The 25,946-nt window shown below is 74.1% G+C and carries 25 protein-coding genes; 12 read left to right on the forward strand and 13 right to left on the reverse strand.

The genetic code is table 11. The features are described from left to right. Positions 1–66: 66 nt before the first annotated feature. Positions 67–1,188, forward strand: a complete 1,122-nt coding sequence (locus ASF82_RS06915) for a polyprenyl synthetase family protein (protein WP_056055101.1) — start codon at positions 67–69, stop codon at positions 1,186–1,188. Between the two features lie 46 nt (positions 1,189–1,234). Here the strand turns inward: ASF82_RS06915 and ASF82_RS06920 are convergent, their stop codons facing one another. After that, entirely contained in the window at positions 1,235–1,591 is a 357-nt protein-coding gene (locus ASF82_RS06920) for an Rv2175c family DNA-binding protein (RefSeq protein ID WP_369814257.1), read from the reverse strand. 179 nt (positions 1,592–1,770) lie between these two features. On the opposite strand from ASF82_RS06920, the gene ASF82_RS06925 reads away from it, so the two are divergent. Next, positions 1,771–3,126, forward strand: a complete 1,356-nt coding sequence (locus tag ASF82_RS06925; protein ID WP_082514372.1) for a LysM peptidoglycan-binding domain-containing protein — start codon at positions 1,771–1,773, stop codon at positions 3,124–3,126. 105 nt (positions 3,127–3,231) lie between these two features. Further along, positions 3,232–5,190, forward strand: a complete 1,959-nt coding sequence (pknB, locus tag ASF82_RS06930) for a Stk1 family PASTA domain-containing Ser/Thr kinase (RefSeq protein WP_369814262.1) — start codon at positions 3,232–3,234, stop codon at positions 5,188–5,190. 77 nt (positions 5,191–5,267) lie between these two features. On the opposite strand, the gene ASF82_RS06935 is transcribed toward pknB, so the two are convergent. From ASF82_RS06935 to ASF82_RS06945, 3 genes are read right to left on the reverse strand one after another with little or no spacing between them, the layout of a single operon-like run. After that, entirely contained in the window at positions 5,268–6,641 is a 1,374-nt protein-coding gene (locus tag ASF82_RS06935) for a class II 3-deoxy-7-phosphoheptulonate synthase (RefSeq protein WP_056055107.1), read from the reverse strand. 52 nt (positions 6,642–6,693) lie between these two features. Beyond that, positions 6,694–7,383 carry a 1-acyl-sn-glycerol-3-phosphate acyltransferase gene (locus ASF82_RS06940; protein ID WP_056055110.1) on the reverse strand — a complete coding sequence of 230 codons (690 nt, stop codon included), beginning with the start codon at positions 7,381–7,383 and terminating at the stop codon, positions 6,694–6,696. Positions 7,384–7,417: 34 nt separating this feature from the next. After that, the gene (locus ASF82_RS06945; protein WP_056055112.1) at positions 7,418–8,368 is read right to left on the reverse strand and encodes an ROK family glucokinase; all 951 of its coding nucleotides are present in this window, start codon (positions 8,366–8,368) and stop codon (positions 7,418–7,420) included. Between the two features lie 99 nt (positions 8,369–8,467). Between ASF82_RS06945 and ASF82_RS06950 the strand changes: the two genes are divergently transcribed. Continuing rightward, a complete protein-coding gene (locus ASF82_RS06950) occupies positions 8,468–10,321 on the forward strand; it encodes a long-chain fatty acid--CoA ligase (RefSeq protein ID WP_056055115.1) in 1,854 nt (617 codons plus the stop codon). Between the two features lie 25 nt (positions 10,322–10,346). Here the strand turns inward: ASF82_RS06950 and ASF82_RS06955 are convergent, their stop codons facing one another. Beyond that, entirely contained in the window at positions 10,347–10,844 is a 498-nt protein-coding gene (locus ASF82_RS06955; protein ID WP_056055118.1) for a peptide deformylase, read from the reverse strand. Between the two features lie 103 nt (positions 10,845–10,947). Between ASF82_RS06955 and ASF82_RS06960 the strand changes: the two genes are divergently transcribed. Continuing rightward, positions 10,948–11,760 carry a ParA family protein gene (locus tag ASF82_RS06960; protein WP_056055961.1) on the forward strand — a complete coding sequence of 271 codons (813 nt, stop codon included), beginning with the start codon at positions 10,948–10,950 and terminating at the stop codon, positions 11,758–11,760. 84 nt (positions 11,761–11,844) lie between these two features. Here ASF82_RS06960 and ASF82_RS06965 read toward each other — a convergent pair whose 3' ends face one another. The 3 genes from ASF82_RS06965 to ASF82_RS06975 all read right to left on the reverse strand — a co-directional run bounded on the left by ASF82_RS06965 (position 11,845) and on the right by ASF82_RS06975 (position 13,773). Continuing rightward, on the reverse strand, positions 11,845–12,393 hold the full coding sequence (locus ASF82_RS06965; protein WP_056055120.1) for a MerR family transcriptional regulator: 549 nt from the start codon (positions 12,391–12,393) through the stop codon (positions 11,845–11,847). A 157-nt stretch (positions 12,394–12,550) separates the two neighbouring features. Continuing rightward, the gene (locus tag ASF82_RS06970) at positions 12,551–13,249 is read right to left on the reverse strand and encodes a MerR family transcriptional regulator (RefSeq protein ID WP_056055123.1); all 699 of its coding nucleotides are present in this window, start codon (positions 13,247–13,249) and stop codon (positions 12,551–12,553) included. Further along, positions 13,249–13,773 (reverse strand): FHA domain-containing protein, encoded by a 525-nt coding sequence (locus ASF82_RS06975; RefSeq protein ID WP_056055126.1) that lies wholly within the window; start codon positions 13,771–13,773, stop codon positions 13,249–13,251. The genes ASF82_RS06970 and ASF82_RS06975 overlap by 1 nt, the downstream gene beginning before the upstream one ends. Positions 13,774–13,997: 224 nt before the next feature. On the opposite strand from ASF82_RS06975, the gene ASF82_RS06980 reads away from it, so the two are divergent. Then, positions 13,998–15,482 carry a S1C family serine protease gene (locus ASF82_RS06980; RefSeq protein WP_082514373.1) on the forward strand — a complete coding sequence of 495 codons (1,485 nt, stop codon included), beginning with the start codon at positions 13,998–14,000 and terminating at the stop codon, positions 15,480–15,482. A gap of 121 nt (positions 15,483–15,603) precedes the next feature. On the opposite strand, the gene ASF82_RS06985 is transcribed toward ASF82_RS06980, so the two are convergent. Together ASF82_RS06985 and ASF82_RS06990 are read right to left on the reverse strand one after the other, a co-directional pair. Beyond that, complete coding sequence (locus tag ASF82_RS06985) at positions 15,604–16,536, reverse strand: NUDIX hydrolase (protein ID WP_235491183.1); 933 nt, start codon at positions 16,534–16,536, stop codon at positions 15,604–15,606. Between the two features lie 239 nt (positions 16,537–16,775). Beyond that, positions 16,776–17,729, reverse strand: a complete 954-nt coding sequence (locus ASF82_RS06990) for a nuclease-related domain-containing protein (RefSeq protein WP_056055131.1) — start codon at positions 17,727–17,729, stop codon at positions 16,776–16,778. Between the two features lie 130 nt (positions 17,730–17,859). Between ASF82_RS06990 and ASF82_RS06995 the strand changes: the two genes are divergently transcribed. After that, positions 17,860–19,005 carry a glycerol dehydrogenase gene (locus ASF82_RS06995; protein WP_056055134.1) on the forward strand — a complete coding sequence of 382 codons (1,146 nt, stop codon included), beginning with the start codon at positions 17,860–17,862 and terminating at the stop codon, positions 19,003–19,005. An 89-nt stretch (positions 19,006–19,094) separates the two neighbouring features. Here the strand turns inward: ASF82_RS06995 and ASF82_RS07000 are convergent, their stop codons facing one another. Continuing rightward, positions 19,095–19,427: a PGPGW domain-containing protein gene (locus ASF82_RS07000; protein ID WP_056055136.1), complete on the reverse strand. Its 333-nt coding sequence runs from the start codon at positions 19,425–19,427 to the stop codon at positions 19,095–19,097. Between the two features lie 152 nt (positions 19,428–19,579). On the opposite strand from ASF82_RS07000, the gene ASF82_RS07005 reads away from it, so the two are divergent. Genes ASF82_RS07005 through ASF82_RS07015 form a run of 3 tightly spaced genes read left to right on the forward strand, consistent with a single transcriptional unit; the run spans position 19,580 to position 21,979 of the window. Next, positions 19,580–20,551 (forward strand): aldo/keto reductase, encoded by a 972-nt coding sequence (locus ASF82_RS07005; protein ID WP_056055139.1) that lies wholly within the window; start codon positions 19,580–19,582, stop codon positions 20,549–20,551. A 13-nt stretch (positions 20,552–20,564) separates the two neighbouring features. Continuing rightward, positions 20,565–21,443, forward strand: coding sequence for an aldo/keto reductase (locus ASF82_RS07010; protein ID WP_056055142.1), 879 nt, complete (start codon positions 20,565–20,567; stop codon positions 21,441–21,443). Continuing rightward, positions 21,440–21,979 (forward strand): YbhB/YbcL family Raf kinase inhibitor-like protein, encoded by a 540-nt coding sequence (locus ASF82_RS07015; RefSeq protein ID WP_056055145.1) that lies wholly within the window; start codon positions 21,440–21,442, stop codon positions 21,977–21,979. The genes ASF82_RS07010 and ASF82_RS07015 overlap by 4 nt, the downstream gene beginning before the upstream one ends. A gap of 107 nt (positions 21,980–22,086) precedes the next feature. Here ASF82_RS07015 and ASF82_RS07020 read toward each other — a convergent pair whose 3' ends face one another. Further along, positions 22,087–22,593, reverse strand: a complete 507-nt coding sequence (locus ASF82_RS07020) for a hypothetical protein (protein WP_056055146.1) — start codon at positions 22,591–22,593, stop codon at positions 22,087–22,089. A gap of 128 nt (positions 22,594–22,721) precedes the next feature. After that, a complete protein-coding gene (locus ASF82_RS07025; protein WP_056055149.1) occupies positions 22,722–24,050 on the reverse strand; it encodes an MFS transporter in 1,329 nt (442 codons plus the stop codon). Between the two features lie 53 nt (positions 24,051–24,103). On the opposite strand from ASF82_RS07025, the gene ASF82_RS07030 reads away from it, so the two are divergent. Beyond that, positions 24,104–24,973, forward strand: a complete 870-nt coding sequence (locus tag ASF82_RS07030; RefSeq protein ID WP_056055154.1) for an aldo/keto reductase — start codon at positions 24,104–24,106, stop codon at positions 24,971–24,973. Between the two features lie 79 nt (positions 24,974–25,052). After that, positions 25,053–25,895 (forward strand): EI24 domain-containing protein, encoded by an 843-nt coding sequence (locus tag ASF82_RS07035; RefSeq protein ID WP_082514375.1) that lies wholly within the window; start codon positions 25,053–25,055, stop codon positions 25,893–25,895. The last annotated feature ends 51 nt before the right edge of the window (positions 25,896–25,946 follow it).

Below are 25,946 nucleotides of genomic sequence, written 5' to 3' on the forward strand. Positions count from 1 at the left end.
GGCCTCGGGATCGGCGCGATCGGTACGTGCGAGTGTATGCCTGGCCCCTGTGGCTAGGCTAGGCGCGTGGCTGAGAGTACGCGGTTAGTGGACGTCGTCCAAGAGCGCATCGACGCGTTCCTCGAGGGGCAGCGTCCTGCGCTCCGGAGCATCGCTCCGGACCTCGACCCGTTCGCCCTCTTCTCGAGCGATCTGCTCCGGGGCGGCAAGCGGTTCCGCGCGCTGTTCTGCTACTGGGGGTGGCAGTCGGTCGCCGGGCTCGACGTGGGCTTCGACCCGCTCGCCCGCAGTGTCGACGAGCGCTCCCTCGACGCCGTGATGGCCGCCTCCGTCGGCCTGGAGTTCTTCCACGCCGCCGCCCTCGTCCACGACGACATCATGGACAACTCCGACACCCGGCGCGGGCTGCCCGCGGCGCACCGCCGGTTCGAGGCCCTGCACCGCGACGGCGCGTGGCTCGGGTCGCCCGGGGCGTTCGGCACCTCCGGCGCCCTGCTGATGGGAGACCTGCTGCTCGCCTGGAGCGACGAGCAGGTGAGCGCCGCCCTCGACTCCCTCGCCTCCCGCGACGCTGCACGCTCGGCTCGCCGCGAGTTCAACCGGATGCGGACGGAGGTGACGGTCGGCCAGTACCTGGACATCCTCGAGGAGGGCGCGTGGCGGAGCGTGCCCGACGCGGAGCTCCTGCCGCGCGCCCAGCGCGTCATCGTCTACAAGTCGGCCAAGTACAGCGTGGAGGCGCCCCTCACGATCGGCGCCGCCATGGCCGGCGGGAGCGACGAGGCCCTCGCGGGCCTGCGCGCCTTCGGCCTGCCGCTCGGCATCGCCTACCAGCTGCGGGACGACATGCTGGGCGTGTTCGGAGACCCCGCCGTCACCGGGAAGCCCGCCGGGGACGACCTCCGCGAGGGCAAGCGCACCGTCCTGGTGGCGACCGCACGGCGCGAGCTGCCGTCGTCGGCGGTGCGGCTGCTCGACGAGCTGCTCGGCGACCCCGACCTCGACGACGACCAGATCGGCGTGCTGCAGGCCACGCTCCGCGAGAGCGGGGCGGTCGACGCGGTGGAGCGATCGATCTCGGACCAGGTGGAGCGGGCCCTGCAGGCCCTCGACCGCGCCGACCTGGCGCCGTCCGCCCGGTCGCAGCTGGCACGTCTCGCGGAGACGGTCACCCGCCGCGACTACTGAGCGTCCGTCGCCGACCGGGAGGGCCCGCCAGCCGGGCGCGGCCGCGCTAGAGCAGGCTCTGGGCGACGCGCCGCACCTCGGCCTTCCGGCCGGCGCGCAGCGCGTCGACCGGGCTGGTGCCGAGCGACTCCTCGACGGAGAGCATCCAGTCGATCGCCTCGTCGTCGGTGAAGCCGTTGTCGGCGAGGACGGTCGCGGTGCCGCGCAGCTCGTGCATCGGCTCGCCGTCGACGACGAAGACCGCGGGGACCTTCGTGACGCCGCCGACCTTGGTCGCGAGCAGCACGTGCTCCTCGACGAGGCGGTGCACGCGGCTGACGCTGACGCCGAGCATCTCGACGAGGTCGGGGACGGTCAGCCACTCGGCGTCGGCGAACCAGGGCTTCTGGGAGAGATCTGTCACGTCACAACCTTGCCACGGCCGAGCCGCGGAGGGGAACGTCGTGCGCGCCGAGTCACATCCGTCACTCCCGTCACACTGATTGACTTGGTTCTCCTTCTGTGTCAGCTTGGTGCGATCGAGACATGTCGCCGGGGGCCAGGCCACGGCCGTGTCGGACTCCCCGAGCCGAGGATCACCTCATGAACGACAACGCCCCGACCGGCACGACCGCCGCCGCCACGACCACGGCGGGCACGGCCTTCGCGCGGCCCGCGCTCGTGCCCGACGACGGCCGCGCGATGAGCAGGGTCGCCCGGTCGATGCTCAACACCGTCCCGATCGTGCTCGCGGGCTCGATGGCCCTCGGGCTCACCGGCCCCGTCGCCTCGGTCGACCACGCGCCGCGCCCCGTGAAGGAGCCTCACGCGACCCCCCGCCCCACGCTGCCGACGACTCCCCCGGTGGCCGAGGCAGCGCAGGAGGCGGTGGTCCAGACCGCGGCCGCGACCGCCCCGTCGAGCTACACCGTGAAGTCCGGCGACACCGTCGCCAGCATCGCGGGCTCGTTCGGCCTCAGCACGGCCAGCGTCCTCGCGCTCAACGGCCTGAGCTGGAAGTCGACCATCTTCCCCGGGCAGACGCTGAGCCTGGTGGCCGGCGCCGTCGCGGCCCCCAGCGTCCCCGTGAGCAGCACCCGCGCCTCCTCGTCACCGACCCGCTACACGATCGCCCGCGGCGACACCCTCAGCTCCATCGCGGGAGCCCACGGCGTCAGCACGAGCGCGCTCCTGCAGGCGAACGGGCTCTCCTGGTCGAGCATCATCTACCCCGGCCAGCAGCTCGCCCTGCCCGGTGCCGCCGCCCCCGCACGCAGCACGCCGGCGCCGACCACCTCGACGCCGCCCGCCGCGTCGACGGGCTCCTCGTCGTACATCATCCGGTCGGGCGACACCGTGGCGTCGATCGCGGCCCGGACGGGCGTCAGCACGAAGGCGCTCCTGGCCGCAAACGGCCTCAGCTTCACCAGCACGATCTACGCCGGGACGACGCTGACGATCCCCTCCACGAGCAGCACGGCGAGCGGCACGACGTCGGCGCCCGCGACGACCGTCGTCGCCACGTCGGCGACGCCCCTCACGGTCGGCACCGCCCTCACCGCCGAGCAGCAGGGCAACGCCCGCACGATCATCCGCGTCGGCCGGGAGCTGGGCGTGGGCGACCGCGCGATCGTCGTCGCCCTGGCCGCGGCGGCGCAGGAGTCGAGCCTCCGGAACATCGACTGGGGCGACCGCGACTCGGTGGGCCTCTACCAGCAGCGCCCCAGCACGGGGTGGGGCACGGTCGCGCAGCTGACCGACCCCGTCCACGCGACCAAGCTCTTCTTCGGCGGCCGCACCAACCCCAACGTCGGCAAGACCCGGGGCCTCCTCGACGTCAAGGGCTGGTCGGGCATGTCGCTCACGGCGGCGGCCCAGGCCGTGCAGCTGTCGGCGCACCCGACCGCGTACGCCAAGTGGGAGGGGCCCGCCGCCTCCTGGCTCGCGACCCTGGGCTGAGCCCCGCCGGCGCGGGCGTTGTTGCGACCCCGCCGGTGAGTCCGCGCTGCCGGGACGGGGCGAGTCCGTAGAATCTGCGGGGTGAGCGTGAACCAGACTGACCCGATGATCGGCCGTCTCATCGACGATCGTTACCAGGTCCGCTCTCGCATCGCCCGGGGCGGCATGGCCACCGTGTACCTCGCCACCGACCTGCGGCTCGAACGTCGCGTCGCGATCAAGATCATGCACGGCCACCTCGCCGACGACGCCTCCTTCAAGGAGCGCTTCATCCAGGAGGCCCGCTCGGCCGCCCGGCTCGCCCACCCCAACGTGGTCAACGTCTTCGACCAGGGGCAGGACGACGACAGTGCGTACCTCGTCATGGAGTACCTGCCGGGCATCACGCTGCGCGAACTGCTCCAGGACCACTCCGTGCTCACGAGCGAGCAGGCGATGGACATCCTCGAGGCGGTGCTGGCCGGCCTCGCCGCCGCGCACCGCGCCGGCATCGTGCACCGCGACCTCAAGCCCGAGAACGTGCTGCTGGCCGACGACGGCCGCATCAAGATCGGCGACTTCGGGCTCGCTCGCGCCGCCACCGCGAACACCGCCACCGGTGCGGCCCTGCTCGGGACGATCGCGTACCTGTCGCCCGAGCTGGTCACGCGCGGCATCGCCGACACCCGCAGCGACATCTACGCCCTCGGCATCATGCTCTACGAGATGCTCACCGGCGAGCAGCCCTACAAGGGCGAGCAGCCGATGCAGATCGCCTACCAGCACGCCAACGACACGGTGCCCGCACCGAGCCTCGTCGCACCGGGCGTGCCGGTGGAGCTCGACGAGCTCGTGCTCTGGGCCACGGCCCGTGACCCCGAGCACCGCCCCCGCGACGCCCGCGCGCTGCTCGAGCAGCTCGTCGACGTGCAGCGGGCGTTGGCCGACCCGGCGGGCGCGAGGCCCCCGCAGCGCACGATGGTGCTGCCGCCCGCCCCCGCGACGTCGCCGACCTCGGCGACGTCCGTCCTCCCCCACGGGGCGACGGGCGAGACGCACGTCCTCCCCCGGGCGCGCCACCGGACAGGGCCCGTCCCGCCCCCGCAGGCCGCGAACGTCGACAAGCTCGCCGCCGTGGCTGCCCGGCGGCGGCGCCGAGGCGCCGTGTGGCTCTCACTCGTCGTCGTGCTCGCCCTGCTGGCCGGCGGCGCCGGCTGGTGGTTCAGCGCCGGCCCCGGCGCGCAGGTCGCCGTCCCGGACGTCGCCGGCCAGGACCCGGCCACGGCGACGAGCGCCCTGCAGGCCGCGGGCCTCACCGTGGCGGGCGACCAACGACCCGACTTCTCGCCCACCGTCCCGGCGGGCCAGGTCACGGGGACCGATCCGTCGGCCGCCTCGCGCATCACGCGGGACCGCCCCGTCACGCTCCTCGTCTCGCAGGGCCCCGAGCAGCTGGACTTCCCCGTGGTCGTCGGACTGTCCGAGGACGACGCCCGCTCCGCCCTCGGGCAGTTCACCGTCCAGGAGTCCGCCCGGCAGTTCGACGACTCCGCCCCGGAGGGCACCGTGCTCGCCGTCAGCGGCGTGGACGCCGCCGGCGCGCCCGTCGATCTCGCCGCCGCCCCGCAGTACGGCGATCAGCAGCCGGTGACCCTCACGGTCTCCGCCGGCGCCGTCCCGGACGTCAGCGGCCAGCCGCTGGCTGATGCCCAGGCGGCCCTCGCCGCCGTGTCGCTGACCGGGGTCGAGGCGGGCACCGAGTTCAGCGACACCGTCGCCTCCGGCTCGGTCATCCGCAGCGCGGCCCAGGGCGAGGGCGCCGTCGTCCCCGGCGCCTCGATCGACCTCGTCGTCTCGAAGGGGCCGGCACCGGTCACCGTCCCGGACGTCACGGGCAAGACCATCGACGACGCCGTGGCCGACCTGCGTGCCCTCGGCCTCCGCGTGACCTACGACAAGTGCACGAACTTCACCTGCGCCTTCTTCGACTGGGAGGCGCGCCTCACCGTCACCGCGACGGACCCCGCCGCGGGCGCCACCGCCTCTCGCGGCTCCACCGTCACCCTGAGCTACCGGGTCGAGTAGCTCGCCCCCGACGCCTGACGCCCCGCCCTCTCGAGGAGGACGGGGCGTCAGGCGCAGGGGGATGCGGGAGGCGCGGGTCAGACGGCCGCCAGCTCCTCCGCGACGAGGAACGCGAGCTCGAGCGACTGCATGTGGTTGAGCCGCGGGTCGCAGAGCGACTCGTACCGCGTCGCCAGGGTGGCCTCGTCGATGTGCTCGGACCCGCCGAGGCACTCGGTCACGTCGTCGCCGGTCAGCTCGATGTGGATGCCGCCGGGGTGGGTGCCCGCGGCACGGTGCGACTCGAAGAAGCCCTTGACCTCGTCCATGATCTCCTCGAACCGACGCGTCTTGTAGCCCGTCGGCGTCGTGAGGCCGTTGCCGTGCATCGGGTCGCTGACCCAGAGCGGCGTGGCGTCGGCGGCCGTGATGGCCTCGAGGAGGGGCGGCAGGGCGTCGCGGATCTTGCCCGCGCCCATGCGCGTGATGAAGGTCAGGCGGCCGGGCTCGCGGTCGGGGTCGAGCACGTCGATCAGCCGCAGCATGTCGTCGGGGGTCGTGCTCGGGCCGAGCTTGACGCCGATGGGGTTGCGCACCCGGGAGAGGAAGTCGACGTGGGCACCGTCGAGGTCGCGCGTCCGCTCACCGATCCAGACGAAGTGCGACGAGAGGACGTAGGGCGTGCCCGTGCGACTGTCGATGCGCGTCATGGGGCGCTCGTAGTCCATCAGCAGGCCCTCGTGGCTGGTGTAGAACTCGACGCGCTTGAGCTCGTCGAAGTCGGCCCCGGCGGCCTCCATGAAGCGGATGGCCTTGTCGATCTCACGGGCGAGGTTCTCGTACTGGGCGTTGGCGGGGTTCCGGGCGAAGCCCTTGTTCCAGCTGTGCACCTGGCGGAGGTCGGCGAAACCGCCCTGCGTGAAGGCCCGGATGAGGTTGATGGTGGACGCGGAGGTGTGGTACCCCTTCACGAGCCGTGCGGGGTCGGCACGCCGGGACTCGGGCGTGAAGTCGTAGCCGTTGACGATGTCTCCGCGGTACGCGGGCAGGGTCACGCCGTCACGGGTCTCGTCGTCGCTCGAGCGGGGCTTGGCGAACTGGCCGGCCATGCGGCCCATCTTGATGACGGGCATCGAGGCGCCGTAGGTCAGCACGACCGCCATCTGGAGGATGGTCTTGACCCGGTCTCGGATCTGGTCGGCTGTGGCCCCGGCGAAGGTCTCGGCACAGTCGCCGCCCTGCAGCAGGAACGCCCGCCCCTGCGCCGCCGCCGCGAGGCGCTCGCGGAGGGTGTCGACCTCGCCGGCGAAGACGAGGGGCGGCAGCGTGGCGAGCTCGGCCGAGGCGGCCTCGACGGCCGCGCCGTCGGGCCAGCGGGGCTGCTGCTTGATCGGCAGGGTGCGCCAGCGGTCGAGGCCCTCGAGCACGTCGGCGTCGGCGATGGCTGCGAACGGTTCAGGGGGCTGGACCACGGTCGTCCTTGCGTCTCGGCGGGGCGGAGCCAGTCGGTTCCGACGAGCGAGCTTATCGCGAAAGGGCCGCGCGCTTCTCCTTGACCGAGGAGGCGTACACGTCGGCGTACTCCTGGCCGCTCAGGGCCGCCAGCTCGTACATGATCTCGTCCGTGATGGACCGGAGGATGAACCGGTCGCCCTCCATGCCCTCGAACCGGCTGAAGTCGAGCGGCTCGCCGAAGACGACCCCGACGCGGCGGATCTTCGGGATCTTCGTGCCGGTCTGCATCACCTTCTCGGTGTCGATCATGGCGACCGGCACGACCGGCACGTGCCCCTCGAGGATCATCCGGGCGACGCCGGTGCGGCCCCGGTAGAGGCGGCCGTCGGGGCTGCGCGTGCCCTCGGGGTAGATGCCCAACTGCTCGCCCCGCGCCAGGACCGCCAGGCCCGTCGCGAGCGACGCCTCCGACGCCTTGCCCCCCGAGCGGTCGATGGAGAGCTGGCCGGTCGCGGTGAAGAAGAGCCGCATGGCCCAGCCCTTGACGCCGCGCCCCGTGAAGTAGTCGCTCTTGGCGAGGAAGGAGATGCGGCGCTCGAGGGCCAGGGGAAGGAAGATCGAGTCGACGAACGACAGGTGGTTGCTCGCGAAGATGACGGCACCGGTCGCGGGCACGTTCTCGAGGCCGCGCACCCACGGGCGGAAGACGGTGAGGACGAGCGGGCTCGCCACGAACGTCTTGAGGAACCAGTACAGCATCGGGCGGAGCCTCTCTTCTCTGAGCGGTCGGAGCCTAGCGGCTCGCGGCGTGCACCCGCGCGAGGTCGGCGGCGCCGACGACGCCCGCGTCGTTGACGAGCTCGGCGATGACGAACTCGGGCTCGGGGTGGTAACCGCGCGCCGGCAGGTGCTCGAGGTAGGCCGCGCGGACGGGGGCGAGCAGCAGTTCGCCGGCCTGGGCGACGCCTCCACCGAAGACGAAGACCTGGGGGTCGAGGATGGCGCTCAGCGACGCCGCGGCCTGGCCCAGCCAGGTGCCGAGCTGGCGGAGGGCCTCGAGGGCGCCCGGGTCCCCCGCCGTGAGCAGGTCGCTGACGTCGTGGCCGGTCAGCTCGCCCTTGCGCGTGCGCACCTCCGCGAGGGCGCTGCCGACCCCTCCCTGGTCGGCGACCTCGCCGGCCATCCGCAGGAGGGCCCGCCCCGAGCCGTACTGCTCGATGCAGCCGCGGGCCCCGCAGCCGCAGGGCAGCCCGTCGGGGACGATGCGCATGTGGCCGAGCTCGCCACCCGTGCCGAAGCCGCCGCGCATGAGGCGGTCCTGGGCGACGACCGCCCCGCCGACGCCGGTGCCGATGGTGAGCATGGTCATGTCGCTGGCGAGGCGCCCGGCGCCGAACCGGAACTCGGCCCAGCCCGCGGCGTTCGCGTCGTTGTCGATCGTGATCGGGAGGTCGATGCGCTCCGCCAGGCGGGCGCGCAGGGGCTCGTTCCGCCACGCGATGTTCGGCGTGTAGTAGACGGTCGACTGCGAGGCGTCGATGAAGCCGGGGGCGGCGACGCCCGCGGCGACGACGTCGGGGTGGGCGGCGCGGAGGGCGGTGATCATCTCGACCACGGCGTCCACGATGGCGGCGGAGTCGCCGGCCGGGGTCGGCACGCGACGCTCCTCGACGATCTCCCCGAGTTCGGTGACGACGCCACCCGCGATCTTCGTACCACCGATGTCGATTCCGATTGCCTGCACGAACAGGGAGTCTAGCCTCGCCCCGCCCCCGGGCTCGCCACCGGACGGGCCGGTCCGGCTAGGGTGTGGTGACCGTCGTTCGGTACCGAAGGAGCTGCCGTGAACGAGCACACCACCCCCCTGGCCGTCGAGCCGGACCCCGCCGCCAACGCCACCGACCTCCTGGTCGAACGAGCGGCCCTCACCCCCGACGCTGCCCTCTTCGCCGTCCCCGACGGCGTCGGCGGTTGGCGTGACGTCACCGCGGGCGACTTCCTCGCCCAGGTCCGGGCCCTCGCGAAGGGCCTGGTCGCCGCGGGCGTCGAGCCCGGCGAGAAGATCGGGCTGATGTGCCGCACTCGCTACGAGTGGACGCTGGTCGACTTCGCGACGTGGTTCGCGGGCGCCCTGCTCGTGCCCGTCTACGAGACGAGCGCGCCGAGCCAGGTCCACTGGAACCTCAGCGACTCCGGGGCCACCGCGGTGATCGTCGAGACCGCCGACCACTTCGCCAAGTTCGACGAGGTCCACCCCGAGCTGCCCGACGTGCGGCACGTCTGGCAGATCGACCTCGGCGACCTCGAGAAGCTCGCGGCGTCGGGCGGGGGCGTGCCCGACGAAGAGATCGAGCGGAGGCGACGCCTGGCCACCGCGGCGGACGTCGCGACCATCATCTACACGTCGGGGACGACGGGCCGACCCAAGGGCTGCGTGCTGACCCACGGGAACTTCGTCGAGACGAGCCGCAACGCCGCCGTCGCCATGGGCGAGGTCGTCGCACCCGGGTCGTCGACCCTGCTGTTCGTCACCACCGCCCACGTCTTCGCGCGCTTCATCGCCGTCCTCTCCGTGCACGCGGGGGTCAAGGTCGGGCACCAGGCCGACACGAAGCAGCTGCTCCCCTCCCTCGCGTCGTTCCGGCCGACCTTCCTCCTCGCCGTGCCGCGGGTCTTCGAGAAGGTCTACAACTCGGCGGAGCAGAAGGCGGAGGCCGGCGGGAAGGGCGGGGTGTTCCGGCGGGCCGCGGCCGTCGCGGTGGCCCACAGCAAGGCGCTCGACGCCGGCGAGGTGCCCCTCGGCCTCAAGCTCCGCTTCGCCCTGTTCGACCGGCTCGTCTACAGCAAGCTCAAGAAGGCGATGGGCGGCCGGATCCGGTACGCGGTCTCCGGCTCCGCCCCGCTCGGCACGCGCCTCGGGCACTTCTTCCGCAGCCTCGACATCCGCGTGCTCGAGGGCTACGGCCTCACCGAGACGACGGCCCCGGCGACGGTCAACCTCGTCTCGCGCTTCAAGATCGGCACGGTCGGCCCGGCGCTGCCGGGGGTCTCCGTCCGCATCGACGACGACGGGGAGGTGCTCGTGCGCGGCGAGAACGTCTTCGCCGGCTACTGGCGCGACGAGACGGCGACCGCCGAGGTGCTGCGCGACGGCTGGTTCCGCACGGGCGACCTCGGCAGCCTCGACGACGAGGGGTACCTGACCATCACGGGTCGGAAGAAGGAGATCATCGTCACCGCGGGCGGGAAGAACGTCGCCCCGGCGGCCCTCGAGGACCCGATCCGGGCGAACCCGCTCGTCGGGCAGGTCGTCGTCGTCGGCGACCAGAAGCCGTTCGTCAGCGCCCTCGTGACCCTCGACGCCGAGATGCTGCCCGTCTGGCTCAACAACGCGGGCGAGGCGGCGGACATGCCGCTGGCCGAGGCCGCCCGGCACCCCAAGGTGCTCGCCGAGGTGCAGCGGGCCGTCGACGTGGCGAACGACGCCGTCTCGAGGGCCGAGTCGATCCGCAAGTTCGTGGTGCTGCCGGTGGAGCTCACCGAGGCCGCGGGCCACCTGACGCCGAAGATGAGCGTCAAGCGCGCGGTGGTCGTGCGCGACTTCGCCCAGGAGATCGCCGACCTCTACACGGTCTTCCCGACCACGGAGTCCGTGCGCACCGTCCCGGACGCCCCGACGGGGCGCCGGGGCCGCTGACGACCCGGGCCGGCGGCGCCGCGAGCTACGCGCGCCACCAGTCGCTGGCCCGGATCTGGCGCATCGCGTCGCGCTTCGTCTCGGGCTCCAGGGTCATCACGTAGAGGGTGCCGGCCAGGTGGTCCGTCTCGTGCTGCAGCGCCTGGGCCATCAGGCCCGTGCCCTCGAGCACCACGCGGTCGCCGGCGAGGTCGACCCCCTCGACCCGGGCGTACGACCACCGCGGGGTGGGGAACCAGAAGCCGGGCACCGAGAGGCAGCCCTCGTCGACGAGCTCCCGCTCGCCGGAGGCCTCGACGACCACGGGGTTGAGCACGTAGCCGACCTCTCCGTCGACGTTGTAGCTGAAGGCGCGCAGGTCGACCCCGATCTGGGGCGCGGCCACGCCGGCGCGCCCCGGCTCCCGCACGGTGTCGAGGAGGTCGGCGACGAGGGAGTCGAGCCGGGGGTCGCCGACGACGACGGGGTCGGCCGGGGAACGGAGGACGGGGTCGCCGAAGAGGCGGATGGTTCTGACGGTCACCCCCCTACTCCACCATGCCGCGCCCCCTCCGCGCGTCCACCCGCCGCGTGCCGCGCGGACGACGTGCAGGCGTCTCGACGCCGGGGACGGTATCGTCGTGGTCGTGCATGTACTCAGCGTCAGTTCTCTCAAGGGCGGCGTCGGCAAGACGACCGTGACGCTCGGGCTCACGTCGGCGGCCTTCGCCAAGGGCCTCCGTACCCTGGTGGTCGACCTCGACCCGCAGTCCGACGTCTCGACGGGCCTCGACATCACCGTCGCGGGCCACCTCAACGTGGCCGACGTCCTCGCCTCCCCCAAGGAGAAGACCGTCCGCGCCGCGATCGCGCCGAGCGGCTGGACCAAGGGCCGCCAGGGCAAGATCGACGTCATGATCGGCAGCCCGTCGGCGATCAACTTCGACGGCCCGCACCCGTCGATCCGCGACATCTGGAAGCTCGAGGAGGCCCTGGCGAACGTCGAGGCCGACTACGACCTCGTCCTGATCGACTGTGCCCCGTCGCTCAACGCGCTCACCCGCACCGCCTGGGCCGCGTCCGACCGCGTCACCGTCGTGACCGAGCCCGGCCTGTTCAGCGTGGCCGCGGCCGACCGCGCGCTCCGGGCCATCGAGGAGATCCGTCGCGGGCTGTCACCGCGCCTCCAGCCCCTCGGCATCATCGTCAACCGCGCGCGCGTGCAGTCCATCGAGCACCAGTTCCGCATCAAGGAGCTCCGCGACATGTTCGGCCCCCTCGTGCTGAGCCCCCAGCTGCCGGAGCGCACCTCCCTGCAGCAGGCCCAGGGCGCCGCGAAGCCGCTCCACGCGTGGCCCGGCGAGAGCGCCCAGGAGATGGCCCGCAACTTCGACCAGCTGCTCGAGCGCATCATGCGCACGGCGAAGATCGGCGACTACGCGGAGCCCGCGGCCCGCTGATCGACGGCGCCCCTCCACGACGACGGCCCCCTCGCACCTCACGGTGACGAGGGGGCCGTCTCGACGTGGAGGCCGGCGGGCCGGTCAGCTGGCGCGGGTGCCGCGACGCGCCGCGAGCTCGTCGGAGGGGTCGGCGGCGGGCGTGCTGTCGAGCTCGACGAGACTGGTCTCCACCTCGCGGAGGACCTTGCCCACGGCGATGCCGAAGACGCCCTGGCCGCGGCTGACGAGGTCGATGACCTCGTCGTCCGACGTGCAGAGGTAGACGCTGGCGCCGTCGCTCATCAGCGTGGTCTGCGCGAGGTCGTTGACCCCGGACTCGCGGAGCTGGTTCACGGCCGTCCGGATCTGCTGCAGCGAGATGCCCGTGTCGAGGAGGCGCTTCACGAGCTTGAGCACGAGGATGTCGCGGAAGCCGTAGAGGCGCTGCGAGCCGGAGCCGGCGGCGCCGCGGATGGTGGGCTCGACGAGCCCGGTGCGGGCCCAGTAGTCGAGCTGGCGGTAGCTGATCCCGGCGGCGCGGGCGGCGACGGTGCCGCGGTAGCCGCTGTCGGAGTCGAGCTCGGGCAGGCCGTCCGTGAACAGGAGTCCCAGCTCGTAGCGGGAATCCTCGGGGGACCCTGACTCACTCATGCAGCTGCCTTCCACTGTTCTTCGTCCAGACCCGTAACGTTCAACATCGGGTTGATGGTTTGACCAAGACCCAAGGTACCCACACGAGGCGTCGGACGAGGCGACATCCGCCCGGAGCAGTCGGCGTGTCGAGGATATTCCTCCGCCGCCCCGCCGTCTACGTGTCGAGGCGCTCGAGGGCGGTGCGGAGCAGCGCGCCGCGGACGACGTCGAGCTGCTCGGTGATCTCGCGCGAGAGCTCGGCGACACGGGCACGGCCGGCGGCGTCGCGGCGACGAGCGACCGACGAGAGCGCGTTCTCGACGAGGCCCAGGTCGCGTTCGACGGAGGATCGGACGCCCCGGAGGTGCCTCGGCTCGATGCCCGACCGCGACAGCTCGACGAGGGCGGAGAGCATCGTCACGGCGTCGTCGCCGTACACGTCGGACGGGGCCACGAGGGAGGCGCTGATCGCGTCGTCGAGGAGGCCCGCGGAGGCGCCGGTGCGGTCGAGCAGCTCGTCGCGCGTGACGCGGCGGGGGTGCGACACGATCGACACGGGGGCCGAGCCGGTGGGCAGCGAGGTGGGGCGGCCGGCGTCGAGGTCGTCGAGGTGCTGGCGGATGACCTTGAGCGGCAGGTAGTGGTCGCGCTGCAGGCCGAGGATGAAGCGCAGGCGCTCGACGTCGGCCGGCGAGAACTTGCGGTAGCCGGAAGGCGTGCGCACCGGCGTGACGAGCTGGCGCTCCTCCAGGAAGCGCAGCTTGCTGTTGCTGAGGTCGGGGAACTCCGACTTGAGCCGCGCGAGCACCTGGCCGATGGTGAGCAGGTCGACGGGACCCGACTCGGCGGAGCGAGCGGCGGAGGAGCGGGGCACTACCCGATCGCCAGCTTGGCGAGGTCGACGCGCGAGGCGTAGAAGGTCAGACGGAACTTGCCGACCTGCACCTCGGCGCCGTCGCTGAGCAGGGCCTCGTCGATGCGGGTGCCGTCGAAGTACGTGCCGTTCAGCGAGCCGAGGTCACGGACGGTGAACGTCGTGCCCGAGCGGCGGAACTCCGCGTGCTTGCGGCTGACCGTCACGTCGTCGAGGAAGATGCCCGCGTCGGGGTGGCGACCGGCCACGGTGACGTCGGAGTCGAGGAGGAACCGGGCGCCGATGTTGGGGCCGCGGCGGACCACGAGGAGGGCGGACCCGGAGGGGAGGGCCGTGACGGCCTCGCGCTCGTCGGTGGAGACGCCGCCCTCGAGGGCGGCGAGCTGCGCCTGGAACTCCTCGTTGAAGCTGAGGGTCGTGTCGACCCCCGACGGTGCCGGGTCGGACGCGTGGCCCTGGTGAGCACGGGTGTGAACGTCGTCACCGTCGTGCGTGCCGGGGACGTTGTTGTCGGGCTCTGCCATCGTGGACCTCCTTCGGCGTCCCAGCGTATAGGAACTCGGACCGCCGACGGGAACCGGATCCGCCCTCGGAGGCCGCCCGGGGGCGACGGGGCGTCCGAGGGCGACGCCCTTCACGGCTCCTCCTCATGCGACTCCCGACGCGTTCATGGACTCGTCATCGGGAACGGACAGGGTGCCGACGTCTGATGGGGGCACGTCACCACGACAGCCACAGGAGGCACCCCATGGACCACCCCGAGCGCGACGAGAACGCCCGCACCGACGCCGTCACGGACGACGTCCGCCAGCCCACCCCGACGACACAGCCCGCCCCGACGCCGTCGGCCGCCGGCGACGGCTCGCCGACCGCCCACGTCCTCCCCCACGTCACGGGCTCGTCGGACGCCCGGTACGTCTCCGCGGCCCGCCCCGTGGCCGACGACGGGCACCAGTCGTACGACGCGGCTCCCGGCTCGGCCGTCCCGCCCACCTTCGCCGGGCCGGGCGCGTCGCCCGTCGCCGCGGGGGGCCGTCGACGCTCGCGGCGCTGGCTCGCGCTGACCGGGGCCGCCGCCGCGGTCGTGCTCGTGGCCGGCGGCGCCGGTGCGGGAGCCTGGGCCGTCGGCCGCACGGCCGGCGAGGCCGCCGCGGCCTCCGCGGCGGCCCAGCGGCAGGCGCTCGAGCTCGCTCCGCAGCTGCTCGGCCCCCGCTCGGGCAGCACGGGCGGCTCGGGGAGCGCTCAGGGCGGCACCGGCAGCGCGCTGCCGGGCGACGGGACCCAGGGCGGGACGGGCACGACCGAGTCGTCGGCCGTGCCCGCGACGGAGGCGGAGACCGCGGGCGTGGTCACCATCGTCTCGACGCTGAACTACGACGAGTCGTACAAGTCGGCCGGCACGGGCATGGTCCTCACGGCGAACGGGCTCGTGCTGACCAACAACCACGTCGTGCAGGGGTCGACGAGCATCCAGGTGACCGACGAGGCCTCCGGGCGGACGTACACGGCCGACGTCGTCGGCACCGACGCGACGAACGACGTCGCCGTGCTCCAGCTGCGCGACGCGAGCGGGCTCACCCCCGTGACGTTCGACGACTCGGGCGACGTCGCCGTGGGCGACGCCGTGCACTCGACGGGCAACGCGGGCGGCACCGGAGACCTCGTGACGGCGACGGGCACGGTCCTGTCGACCGACGAGTCGATCCAGGTCCAGAGCGAGTCGGGCACGGGGACGGAGTCGCTGAGCGGGCTCATCGAGCTCCGGTCGGACGTCGTCTCGGGCGACTCCGGCGGGCCCCTCCGCGACGCCTCCGGCGACGTCGTCGGCATCGTGACCGCCGCCTCCTCGGGGACCACCCCGATCACGGGCTACGCGATCCCGATCGACGACGCGCTCGACATCGCGCGCCGGATCGAGTCGGGCACGTCGAGCTCGACCGTCCAGATCGGCCTCCCCGCCTTCCTCGGTGCCGAGATCGCCAGCACCGCCACGGGCGGCGTCGCCGGCGTGCCGATCGCCGGCACGGTCGACGGGAGCGCGGCCGAGTCGGCGGGCCTCGTCGCCGGCGACGTGGTGACGGCCCTCGACGGCACGCCCGTGACCACGGCCGAGGCCCTGACCGCGGCGGTGACGGCGCACGCCTCGGGAGACCGCGTGACGGTCACCTGGACCGACGCGACGGGCACCTCGCAGACCGCCACGGTCACCCTCGGGGACGGCCCCGCGGCCTGACCCGTGCGGCACCGCCGACGCGACGCCGTGGTCGCCCTCCGGGGCGACCACGGCGTCGCGTCGGCGTGTGCGGCGTTCGGTGGGCGGCGTGCGGTGGGTCGCGTGCGGCGCCGCCGGCGCCTCAGCTCGCGGGCAGCGCGTCGAGGGCCGCGAGCAGGCGGCCCGGGCCCACCACGTCGGCCCCCCGGGCCCGTACCCTGTCGCCGAGCTCGCGGTCGGCCGTCACGACGACGACCTGTCCGCCGCCGGTGCGCAGACGGTCGACGACCTCGACGATCGCGGCGTCGCCGTCGGCGGGCGCCCGCACGACCGTGACGGGGTGGGCCGCGGTGCCCGAGGTGCGGGCCTCGGGGCCGTCGGCGGTCTCCGCCGCGCCCCGCGCCTCCCCCTCGAGGACGACGGTGACGTGCGGCCACCAGGAGGTCGCGGCGCCCGCCCCGGTCGGGGGCTCCGCCAGCACGAGGTCGGCCGGCAGGCCCGTGCGGGCCGCGGCCGAGAGCGCCCCGAGGAGGCGCGTGGCGGCCCCGGCACGGTCGCGCCACCAGCCGTCCGGGCGAGAGCCCACGACGTTGGCCGCGTCGACGACGAGGTGCGGGGCGAGGTCGAGCTGGGCCTCGAGCCCCGGCCAGGACGCCGCGAAGCCGGGGTGCAGCGGCAGGGCCGCGACGTCGGCGCGGGGCACCCAGGCGAGCTCGATGCTCTCCGCGTCGGAGATCACGGCCTCGAACGGCCGCTCGACCCGGGCCACGACGGTCGTGTACGACCACGGCGGCACCTCGAGCACGGACTCGAACACGAGCCGCAGGGCGTCGCCGGGCACGGCGGCCTCCTCGCCGCTCTCGCGGAGGGCGCCCTCGACCGCGGTCTCGTCGAACTGGCGGGCGCCGCCCGGCAGACCCCAGGTGCCGCCGTGGTGGCTCCACTCGACGCGGTGCTGCAGGAGGACGCGGTCGTCGGCGTCGACGACGAGCAGGCCGGCGGCGCCCGCTCGGCCCCAGAAACGTCGGCCGTCGGAGGTCTCGACCCAGCCGTCAGCGGGTCCGTGGATGGTCACCCCGCGAGCTTGCCACACGCCGCCGGGAGCGGACCCGGCGAGGTGGCGGGCACGACCCATCCGATCCGGCGGAGGCTCCGAACGAGAACCCGGGGGCTGGTCCGGAACCCGATGTCGGACCATCCCCCACCCTCCCGCCCGGGGCGGGGACGACGAGGTCGCCGCCCGGGGCCGGGCCAGGGCCGCTGGTCGACGCGTCAGCCGGGCGTTCCGTGGAACGACCGGGCGGCCGCCACGGCCTAGACGAAGCGGATGGACTGCTGCAGTCGCTCGCGCACCTCGAAGACGTCGCTGATCGAGGTCCGGTCGCCGAGCTCGGGCCCGTACGTCAGGACGTGCGCCAGCAGCGACCGACGCAGCACCCAGGTGGAGCCGCGTCGACCGCGGCCGACCTGCTCGAGGGCCGGCGGGAAGTCGTCGTCGGGCACCACGATCAGCTGGTGCGTGAACGAGACGCGCGTGGCACGTCGCACGGCGCGGGCCTGGCGGGTGAGGTCGCGCACGGGCTGCTCGTGCTCGGGCACGCCGCTGCCGACCAGCTCGCCCCGGGAGACGACGAGCTCGCTCCCCCAGTCGGACGACTGGACGGCGAACAGGCCCGACGGGCCGAGCACGACGTGGTCGAGCTTGCCCTCGTCGCCGGCGTCGACGTCGCTCCAGATCGTGTAGCCGATGCCCAGGCCCGTGACCACGGCCACCGTCGCCTCCTCGGCGAGCGCGTCCGCCAGGACGTGGCGGATCTCGGGCGGGGCGGTGCGGACGAGCTGCTCGTCGTAGGGGTCGTCGAGGGGCACGCCGCGACCGACCCACTCCCGCATGAGGTCGAGGTACCGCTCGCGGTTGGCGCCCCCGGGGTGGCCGTGCACGCGGGCACGCGGCTGGGAGCCCGTGCGCGGAGCGTCGCGGGCCGGAGGGGCCCAGCTGAACGGGACGCCGCCGGCGGTGCCGGGCCCCGGGGCGCGGGACCCTGACGTGGCGGGGCCGCGGCGGCGGTCGTAGGCGGCCCGCGCCTCCGGAGTCCCGACCTGCTCCCAGGCGAGCTGGAGGGAGCGGAAGGCCGCCGCGCTGCCGCCGAGGTCGGGGTGCGTCTCGCGCGCGAGGCGGCGGTAGGCGCGGCGGAGCTCGTCGTCGCTGACGCCGGCGGGCACGCCGAGCACCTCGTACGGGGTCGCGGAGGCAGGGCTGGGCGTCACCTGACGGACTTTACCGGGAGGGGCCTGAACCGCGGGTCCCGGCCCGCCGGGAGGCGGCTGGGCGTCGCCAGGGGCCGTCCAGAGCCGCCGCGTACCGTCGGGCGCGACCCCGTCGAGAGAGGAAGACACGATGACCACACCGGTCCGCACCGTCATGAGCCCCGCCCGCTACGTCCAGGGGAAGGACGCGATCACCCGCCTCGGCGAGTTCGTCGCCGCCATCGGCTCGTCGCCCCTGATCGTCTCCGACGACGTCGTCTGGGGACTCGTCGGCGACGCCGTCGAGACGAGCTTCGGCGGCTCGGAGCTGCGCGTCGAGAGGGTCGGCTTCGGCCGGTTCGCGACCCCGGCCGCCATCGACGAACTCGCCGGGCAGATCCGGTCGACCGAGGCCGACGTCGTCGTCGGCATCGGGGGCGGCAGCGCCATCGACGCGGCGAAGGCGGCGGGCCACCTCGCCGGCGTCCGGTGGGTGAGCGTGCCCACGGTCGCCTCGACCGACGCCCCGACCTCCGCCCTCGCCGTCGTGTACTCGGAGGAGGGCGAGTTCCTCGAGTACCGCTTCTTCCCCCGGAACCCGGACCTCGTGCTCGTGGACACCCAGCTCGTCGCGAACGCCCCGGAGAAGTTCCTGGTCGCCGGCATCGGCGACGCCCTGGCGACCTGGCTGGAGGCGCGGGCCTCGTCGCGGGCACACGCCACGACCATGGCGGGCGGCCTGGCGACGAAGACGGGCGTGGCGCTGGCCCAGCTGTCGTGGGAGATCATCCACGAGAACGCGTTCTCGGCCCTCGAGGCGGTGCGCGACCACGTCGTCACGCCGGCCCTGGAGGACCTCGTCGAGGCGAACACGCTCCTCTCGGGCCTCGGCTTCGAGTCGGGGGGCCTCGCCGCCGCCCACGCGATCCACAACGGGCTGACCGCGGCTCCGCAGACGCACGGCCTCACCCACGGGCAGAAGGTCAACGTCGGCTCGATGACGCAGCTCGTGCTGGAGGGCGCTCCCCGTCAGGAGATCGAGGAGTTCGTCGTCTTCACCACCCGCGTCGGCCTTCCCAACACCCTCACCGAGATCGGGCTCTCCGTCGACGACCACGACGAGCTCCGGGCGGTGGCGGAGGCCGCCACGGTGGAGTCGGAGACGATCCACTCGATGCCGTTCCCCATGACGGCCGACGACGTCGTCGCGGCGCTCACCGCGATCGAGCGGCTCTCGCGGAGCATCCGCGCCCAGGCCGGCCTGCCCGAGCCCGTCGCGTACGTCGCTCAGCACTAGCCACGCCGACGACGAGGGGCCCCCTGCTCAGGCAGGGGGCCCCTCTCGTGCGTCGGCTGGACGGACGGGCGCGCAGCCTGCGCGGTGCGTCAGGCGGCCCGGGCGGAGCGGGCGACGCGCCAGGCCCGCCAGCGCAGGTGCAGCCGGCGGCCGAGCCGTCGCACGGCCTGCGTGACCCGGTGGGCCGCGGGGAACTCCGTGCCGAGCACGGCCACCCCGACGAAGACGATCAACCACCCCGGGCCGGGCAGCGGGACGAGCACGAGCCCGAGGGCCACGACGAGGAGGCCCACGAGCGCGACGAGCACCTTGTAGGCGACGCGGAGGCGCGGCCACGCGTCGAGGCGGGCCCTGGCCGCGACGTAGCGGTCGCGGGCCCGGGCGCGTCGGGTGCCGGAGGCGGTGGTGCTGCGGGTCGACATGCCCCGACGGTAGGCGGTCGGGCTGGCAGGGCCCGCCGTGCCGCCTGCCAAGCGCCTGGGCACGCGGGGGTCAGCGGGCCCGCGGGCCGGCGCAGGTGGGGATCAGGCACCAGCTGTGAGCGGTCACCGGCCCGAGGGCGTAGCCAGGAGCCATGGACTACACACATCTGGGACGCACGGGGCTGTCCGTCTCGAGGGCGGTGCTCGGCACGATGAACTTCGGGCCGCAGACCTCCGAGGCCGACTCCCACGCGATCATGGACCGCGCCCACGACCTGGGCGTCAACTTCTTCGACACGGCGAACGTCTACGGCTGGCAGAAGGGCGAGGGCGTCACCGAGCAGATCATCGGCCGCTGGTTCGCCGGCGGCGGCGGCCGCCGCGAGAAGACGGTGCTCGCCACCAAGCTCTACGGCGACATGAGCGACTGGCCGAACGGCGGGAAGCTCAGCGCGCTGAACATCCGGCGGGCGCTGGACGAGAGCCTCACGCGGCTGCAGACCGACCACATCGACCTCTACCAGTTCCACCACGTGGACCGGGAGACGCCGTGGGAGGAGATCTGGCAGGCGATGGAGGTGGCCGTGCAGCAGGGCAAGGTGCTCTACGCCGGCAGCAGCAACTTCGCCGGCTGGCACATCGCGCAGGCGCAGGAGGCGGCGAAGGCCCGGCACTTCACCGGCCTCGTCAGCGAGCAGTCGATCTACAACCTCATCGTCCGCGACGTCGAGCGTGAGACCCTGCCGGCGGCCCGCGCCTACGGCCTGGGCATGATCCCGTGGTCGCCCCTGAACGGCGGCCTGCTGGGCGGAGTCGTCCGGAAGGCCGACCAGGGCGTCCGGCGCCTCGAGGGCCGGGCGGCCGAGTACGTGGCCGAGCACCGCGAGCAGCTCGAGCGCTACGAGGCCCTGGCCGACGACCTCGGCCACGCCCCGGGCGAGCTCGCCCTGGCGTGGCTGCTGCACCAGCCGGGTGTCACCGGGCCCATCACCGGCCCGCGCACGATGGAGCAGCTCGAGTCGGCCGTCGCGGCCGTCGACATCCGACTCGACGACGACGCCCGCGGGCGTCTCGACGAGATCTTCCCCGGGCACCGCACGGCGCCCGAGGACTACGCGTGGTGAACAGGAGAACAGCATGAGGACACGGACCATCGGAGACGTCACCGTCAGCGCGATCGGCCTCGGGGCGATGCCCCTGTCGATCGAGGGCCGGCCGGAGGAGAAGCAGGCGGTGGCGACGATCCACGCCGCCCTCGAGCAGGGCATCACCCTGATCGACACCGCTGACGCCTACCACCAGCCCGGCGCGCACGAGGTCGGCCACAACGAGTCGCTCGTCGCCCGGGCGCTCGCGAGCTACCACGGCGACACGTCGGACGTGCTCGTCGCGACCAAGGGCGGCCACCTCCGCCCCGGGGCCGGCGACTGGTCGCAGAACGGCGACCCGGCCTACCTGAAGGAGGCGGCACGCGCGTCCGCGCAGCGCCTCGGCGTCGAGACCATCGGCCTCTACCAGTTCCACCGCCCGGACCCGGCCGTGCCGTACGCGGACTCGATCGGCGCCCTGGCGGAGCTGCTCGACGAGGGCGTGATCCGCATGGCGGGCATCTCGAACGCCGACGTCGACCAGATCCGCCTCGCGAACGAGGTGCTCGACGGCCGTCTCGTGTCGGTGCAGAACCAGTACTCGCCGGCCTTCCGGTCGAGCGAGGTCGAGCTGGCCCTCTGCGACGAGATGGGCATCGCCTTCCTGCCGTGGAGCCCCCTCGGCGGCATCACCGACGCGGCTGAGCTCGGGTCGAAGCACGCCGTCTTCGCGGAGATCGCGAACGCGCGGCGCCTCAGCCCCCAGGTGCTGACGCTCGCTTGGGAGCTCTCGAAGAGCGAGCTCGTCGTGCCGATCCCCGGCTCGCGACGACCGCAGACCATCATGGACTCGGCGACGGCGGCCACGGTCAAGCTGTCGGCCGACGAGATCCAGCGGCTCGACGCCGCGGCAGGAGGAGACGAATGAGCGACCCGCGCACGAACCCCTACGACAGCATCTCCGAGGTGCCGTCGTTCACGTTGACGAGCACCGACCTGGTCGACGGCGGGGTGCTGTCGACGCCCCAGGTGAGCGGCATCTTCGGCGCGGGCGGCGAGGACGTCAGCCCGCAGCTCTCGTGGTCGGGCGCCCCCGAGGGCACCAAGGGCTACGCGGTGACCGTGTACGACCCCGACGCCCCGACGGCGGCCGGCTTCTGGCACTGGGCCGTGGCCGACCTGCCCGCGACGACGACCTCGCTGCCCTCCGGGGCCGGTGACGACGACGGCTCGGGGCTGCCCGAGGGCGCCTACCAGCTGCCGAACGACGCGGGCCTCCGCCGCTTCCTCGGCGCGGCCCCGCCGCAGGGCCACGGGCCGCACCGCTACTTCGTCGCCGTGCACGCGCTCGACGTCGAGACGACGGGCGTCGACGCCGGCGCCACCCCCACGCTGCTGGCCTTCACGATCCGCGACCACACCCTGGCCCGCGCGGTGGTGCACGCCACCTGGGAAGCGGCCTAGCCGCACACGGGCCCTCGCGGCCCGCTCGAGGAGGCGCGACCCGGCACCCGGCCGGGTCGCGCCTCCTCGTGTCCGTGGCCGAGCAGCGCTGGTGGTCGGGCCGCCGCTCAGTGGTGGGGGTTGCGCATCATCACCGGCCGCTGGTCGGGCAGCAGGCCGGCCATGCCGTCGGGCAGCACGTGCTCGGCCAGCTCGCCGCTGAGCGGGCGGGCCGGGGCGAACCCCGACGGCGACCGGTGCACCTGACCGTGCAGCCGCAGCCCGCCCGACGCCAGGCGATCGGAGACCCCGCGGGCCCAGGTCGAGACGGCGAGGTCGTCGAGGTCGGACTCGAGGGCCCGCTGCCAGACCAGCGCCAGGCCGCGCGCGCGACAGGCCGACGCCTGGTCGCGGAGCAGCCGCTCGAGCACGTCGACGTCGCGGCCGTACGGGAGGCGGGGCTGGCCGCGGAGGCGCAGCACGCTCTGGCAGGGCTCGCGCGCCACGTCGACGAGGACGACGTAGAGCAGGTCCTCGTCGCAGGGCTCGTCGCAGACGACGGCAGCCCACTCCTCCAGGGTGGTGGCGGAGTCGCGGTCGGGCAGGCGGGGGACGGTTCTCTCGGTGGGGGTCATGCCGACCACCGTGGCGGCCCGGAGCCGAGGGAGGCGGTGGCCGGCGCGCGCCCTGGGGACCACCCGCGCGGCGCCCCGGTGTGGAGGGACGCCGCTCAGCCGCCCTGGGGAGAGACCGCGGGGCCTGCCTACGCCTGCCCGGCCCGGGCCCCGGCCCCGCGCCGCCGGTGCTCGGCGTCGACGGCGTCCGCCCGCAGCTCGGCGAGGCGGGCGCGACGGGCCACGCGCTGCAGCACCGCCGCGACCACGGCGGCGAGGACGACGAAGGCCCCGTACGCACTGAGCACGGCGTCGAGCCCGTCGACGGGGACGAACACGCCGGCGAGCACGCTCGGCACGCCGAACGCCAGGTAGCTCGCCACGTAGACGCTCGACAGCACGCCGGCCCTCGCGTCGACGGGCGCCTCCGCGAGCACGAGCCGCAGCGCCGCCTGGAACCCCGCGCCGAACCCGACGCCGCCGACCACGGCCGCCACGACGAACAACGGCACGGAGGCCGTCCAGAGCGCCGCGACGATGCCGATCGGCCCGACGACGAGGGCCACGACCCCGACGCGCAGCGCCTTCGCGGCGTCGACGCGCTGGATGGCGAGCCCCGTCAGCGCCCCCGAGCCGGTGAAGAGCGCGATCGCGGCCCCGGTCAGCGCCGGGCTCGACACGTCGAAGGTCGTCCGCAGGATCGTGCCCGCGAAGGCGAGGAACATGCCGCCGAGGCCCCAGCTCGCGATCATGCAGCCGACGACCGCGACGAAGACGCGCCGCGCCTCCCCCGGCACCGTGACGGTGGGCACGAGCGACCGCAGGGCCCCGGAGGCGCGGGGCACGCGCTCGGGGACGAACGCCACCGCGACCCCGCACGCCACCATCGCGGCCGCCAGCACGAGGAAGACGAGGCGCTCGGGCAGCGGCCCGAACTCGACGAGGAGCCCGCTGGTCAGCGCCCCGACGGTGAGCGCGACCGGCGGGGTCACGCCGTTGAGGAAGGCCGCGAGGGCGGGGCGGGAGGCCGGCTGGTGGTCGATCATGCCGGCGCCGAGGGCCCCGGTCGCGAGGCCGATGGCGAGGCCCTGGAGCACGCGGGCGACGACGAGCGCCAGGTCGCCCGTGGCCACGGAGAAGACGAGCATCGCCGACACGGAGACCGCGAGGCCGGCCAGCACGAGGGGCCGACGCCCGACGTGGTCGGAGAGCCGGCCCGCGGTGAGCAGGGTCGCCAGCAGGCCCGCGACGTAGACCGCGAAGACCACCGTCAGCGCGAGCGGCGAGAGCGACCACTCCTCCTGGTAGATCGGGTAGAGCGGCGACGGGGCCGAGCCGCTCGCGACGAGCACGAGCAGCGTGAGGGCGTACACGACCAGCCCCGCCGACCCTCCGCCGCCGCGGCCGCCGGACCGCCGGGAGGCGCGGGGGCGGGGGACGCTGCCGGTGGCGGGCTGGGCTCGTTCTGTCGTCTGCACGGGGAGGGCCAACCGCCCGGCCCGCCCGCGTGTTCCCGGCGCAGACTGGTCGGGTGACCACGACCGCCCCGCCCACCGTGACCTTCCCCGACGGCCGCACCGCCCCCGCCCTCGGCCAGGGCACCTGGTACCTCGGCGACGACCCGCGCCGCCGCGCCGCCGAGCTGGAGGCCCTCCGCACCGGGCTCGACCTCGGCCTCACGCTCGTCGACACCGCTGAGATGTACGGCGACGGGGCCGCGGAGGCCCTCGTCGGCGAGGCGATCGCCGGCCGCCGCGACGAGGTCTTCCTGGTCAGCAAGGTGCTGCCGGGCAACGCCAGCCGCCGCGGCACCGTCGACGCCTGCCACGCGAGCCTCCGACGCCTCGGCACCGACCGTCTCGACCTCTACCTGCTGCACTGGCGGGGCGGCCACCCCCTCTCCGACACGGTGGAGGCGATGGAGGCACTGGTCGAGGAGGGCGCCATCGGCGCCTGGGGCGTCAGCAACTTCGACGTCGACGACCTGGACGACCTGGCCGTGGCGACCGGCTCCGGCGGCCCGGCCCGCGCCTCCGGCCCCCAGACCGACCAGGTGCTCTACAACCTCGCCCGCCGCGGCCCCGAGTTCGACCTGCTGCCCCGGCTGCGCGCCGACGGCGTGCCGCTGATGGCGTACTCCCCCGTCGACCACGGCGAGCTGCTCGACCACCCGGTCGTCGTGTCGGTCGCCCACGACCTCGGCGTGACGCCGGCCCAGCTGGCGCTCGCCTGGGTGCTGCGCCTCGCCCCGGACGTCTGCGTCGCCGTGAAGGCCGGCAGCGCCGCCCACACCCGCGAGAACGCGGCGGCGCTCGACGTCGACCTCGACGACCAGGCGTTCGTGCAGCTCGAGCGGGCCTTCCCCGCCCCGACCGCGGCCGTACCGCTCGAGGTGCTCTGACCCGTGACCGGTCCGCGACCGGCCCCCGACCGACCCGACCGACCCGGCCCGCGTCGGCGACGCCCGGTACGCTCGGCCCATGTCGGTCGTGCGCGAGTTCGGGTCGGGCGCGGCCCTGCTCGGCCGCGGGCTGCGCCTCTGGGGCACGTCGCCGCGCCTGATGCTGCTCGGCGCCGTCCCCGCCGTGATCGTCGGCCTCGTCTTCGTCGGGCTGCTCGTGCTCGTCAACGGCTACGCCGACGACGTCGCCGTGGCGCTCACCCCGTTCGCCGACTCGTGGCCCGAGTGGGAGGCCCAGGTCGTCCGCCTCGTCATCGGCCTCGCCGTGGCGGCCCTCGCCGTGCTGCTCGCCGTGTTCACCTTCACCGCCGTGACCCTGCTGGTGGGAGACCCGTTCTACGAGAGGATCTGGCGGCACGTCGAGCGCCGCGAGGGCGACGCCCCGGCCGACCTCGGCACCGGGTTCTGGCGGGGGCTCGCGAAGAGCGTCGGCGACTCGCTGCGGCTGCTGCTCGCGACCGCCTCGATCGGCCTCCTCCTCTTCGTCGGCGGCTTCGTGCCCGTCGTCGGGCAGACGGTCGTGCCGGTGCTGGCCGCCGTGACCGGCGGGTGGTTCCTCACCGTCGAGCTCACCGGCTTCGCGTTCGACGCCCGCGGCCGGACCCTCCGCGAGCGGAGGCGCGCGCTGGGCCTCCGACGGGCGCACACGCTGGGCTTCGGCACCGTCACCTGGCTCTCGTTCCTCGTGCCGTTCGGAGCCGTGCTCGTGATGCCGGCCGCGGTGGCGGGGGCGACCCTGCTCGCGCGGGAGGCCGACGCGGCCGCCCGCGGTGCGGCGCCCGCGCTGTCCGCACCGCCCACGCCGCCGTCTCCGCCCACCCCGCCCGTGCCGACCGCGCCGCAGAAGGGCCGAGCGGGCTGACGCCCGGCCGGGCGGCCTGCCAGACTCGGTGGCACCACGCCCGCCGACGAA

The sequence above is a fragment of the Frigoribacterium sp. Leaf164 genome, from assembly GCF_001423665.1.
Lineage (GTDB): Bacteria > Actinomycetota > Actinomycetes > Actinomycetales > Microbacteriaceae > Frigoribacterium > Frigoribacterium endophyticum.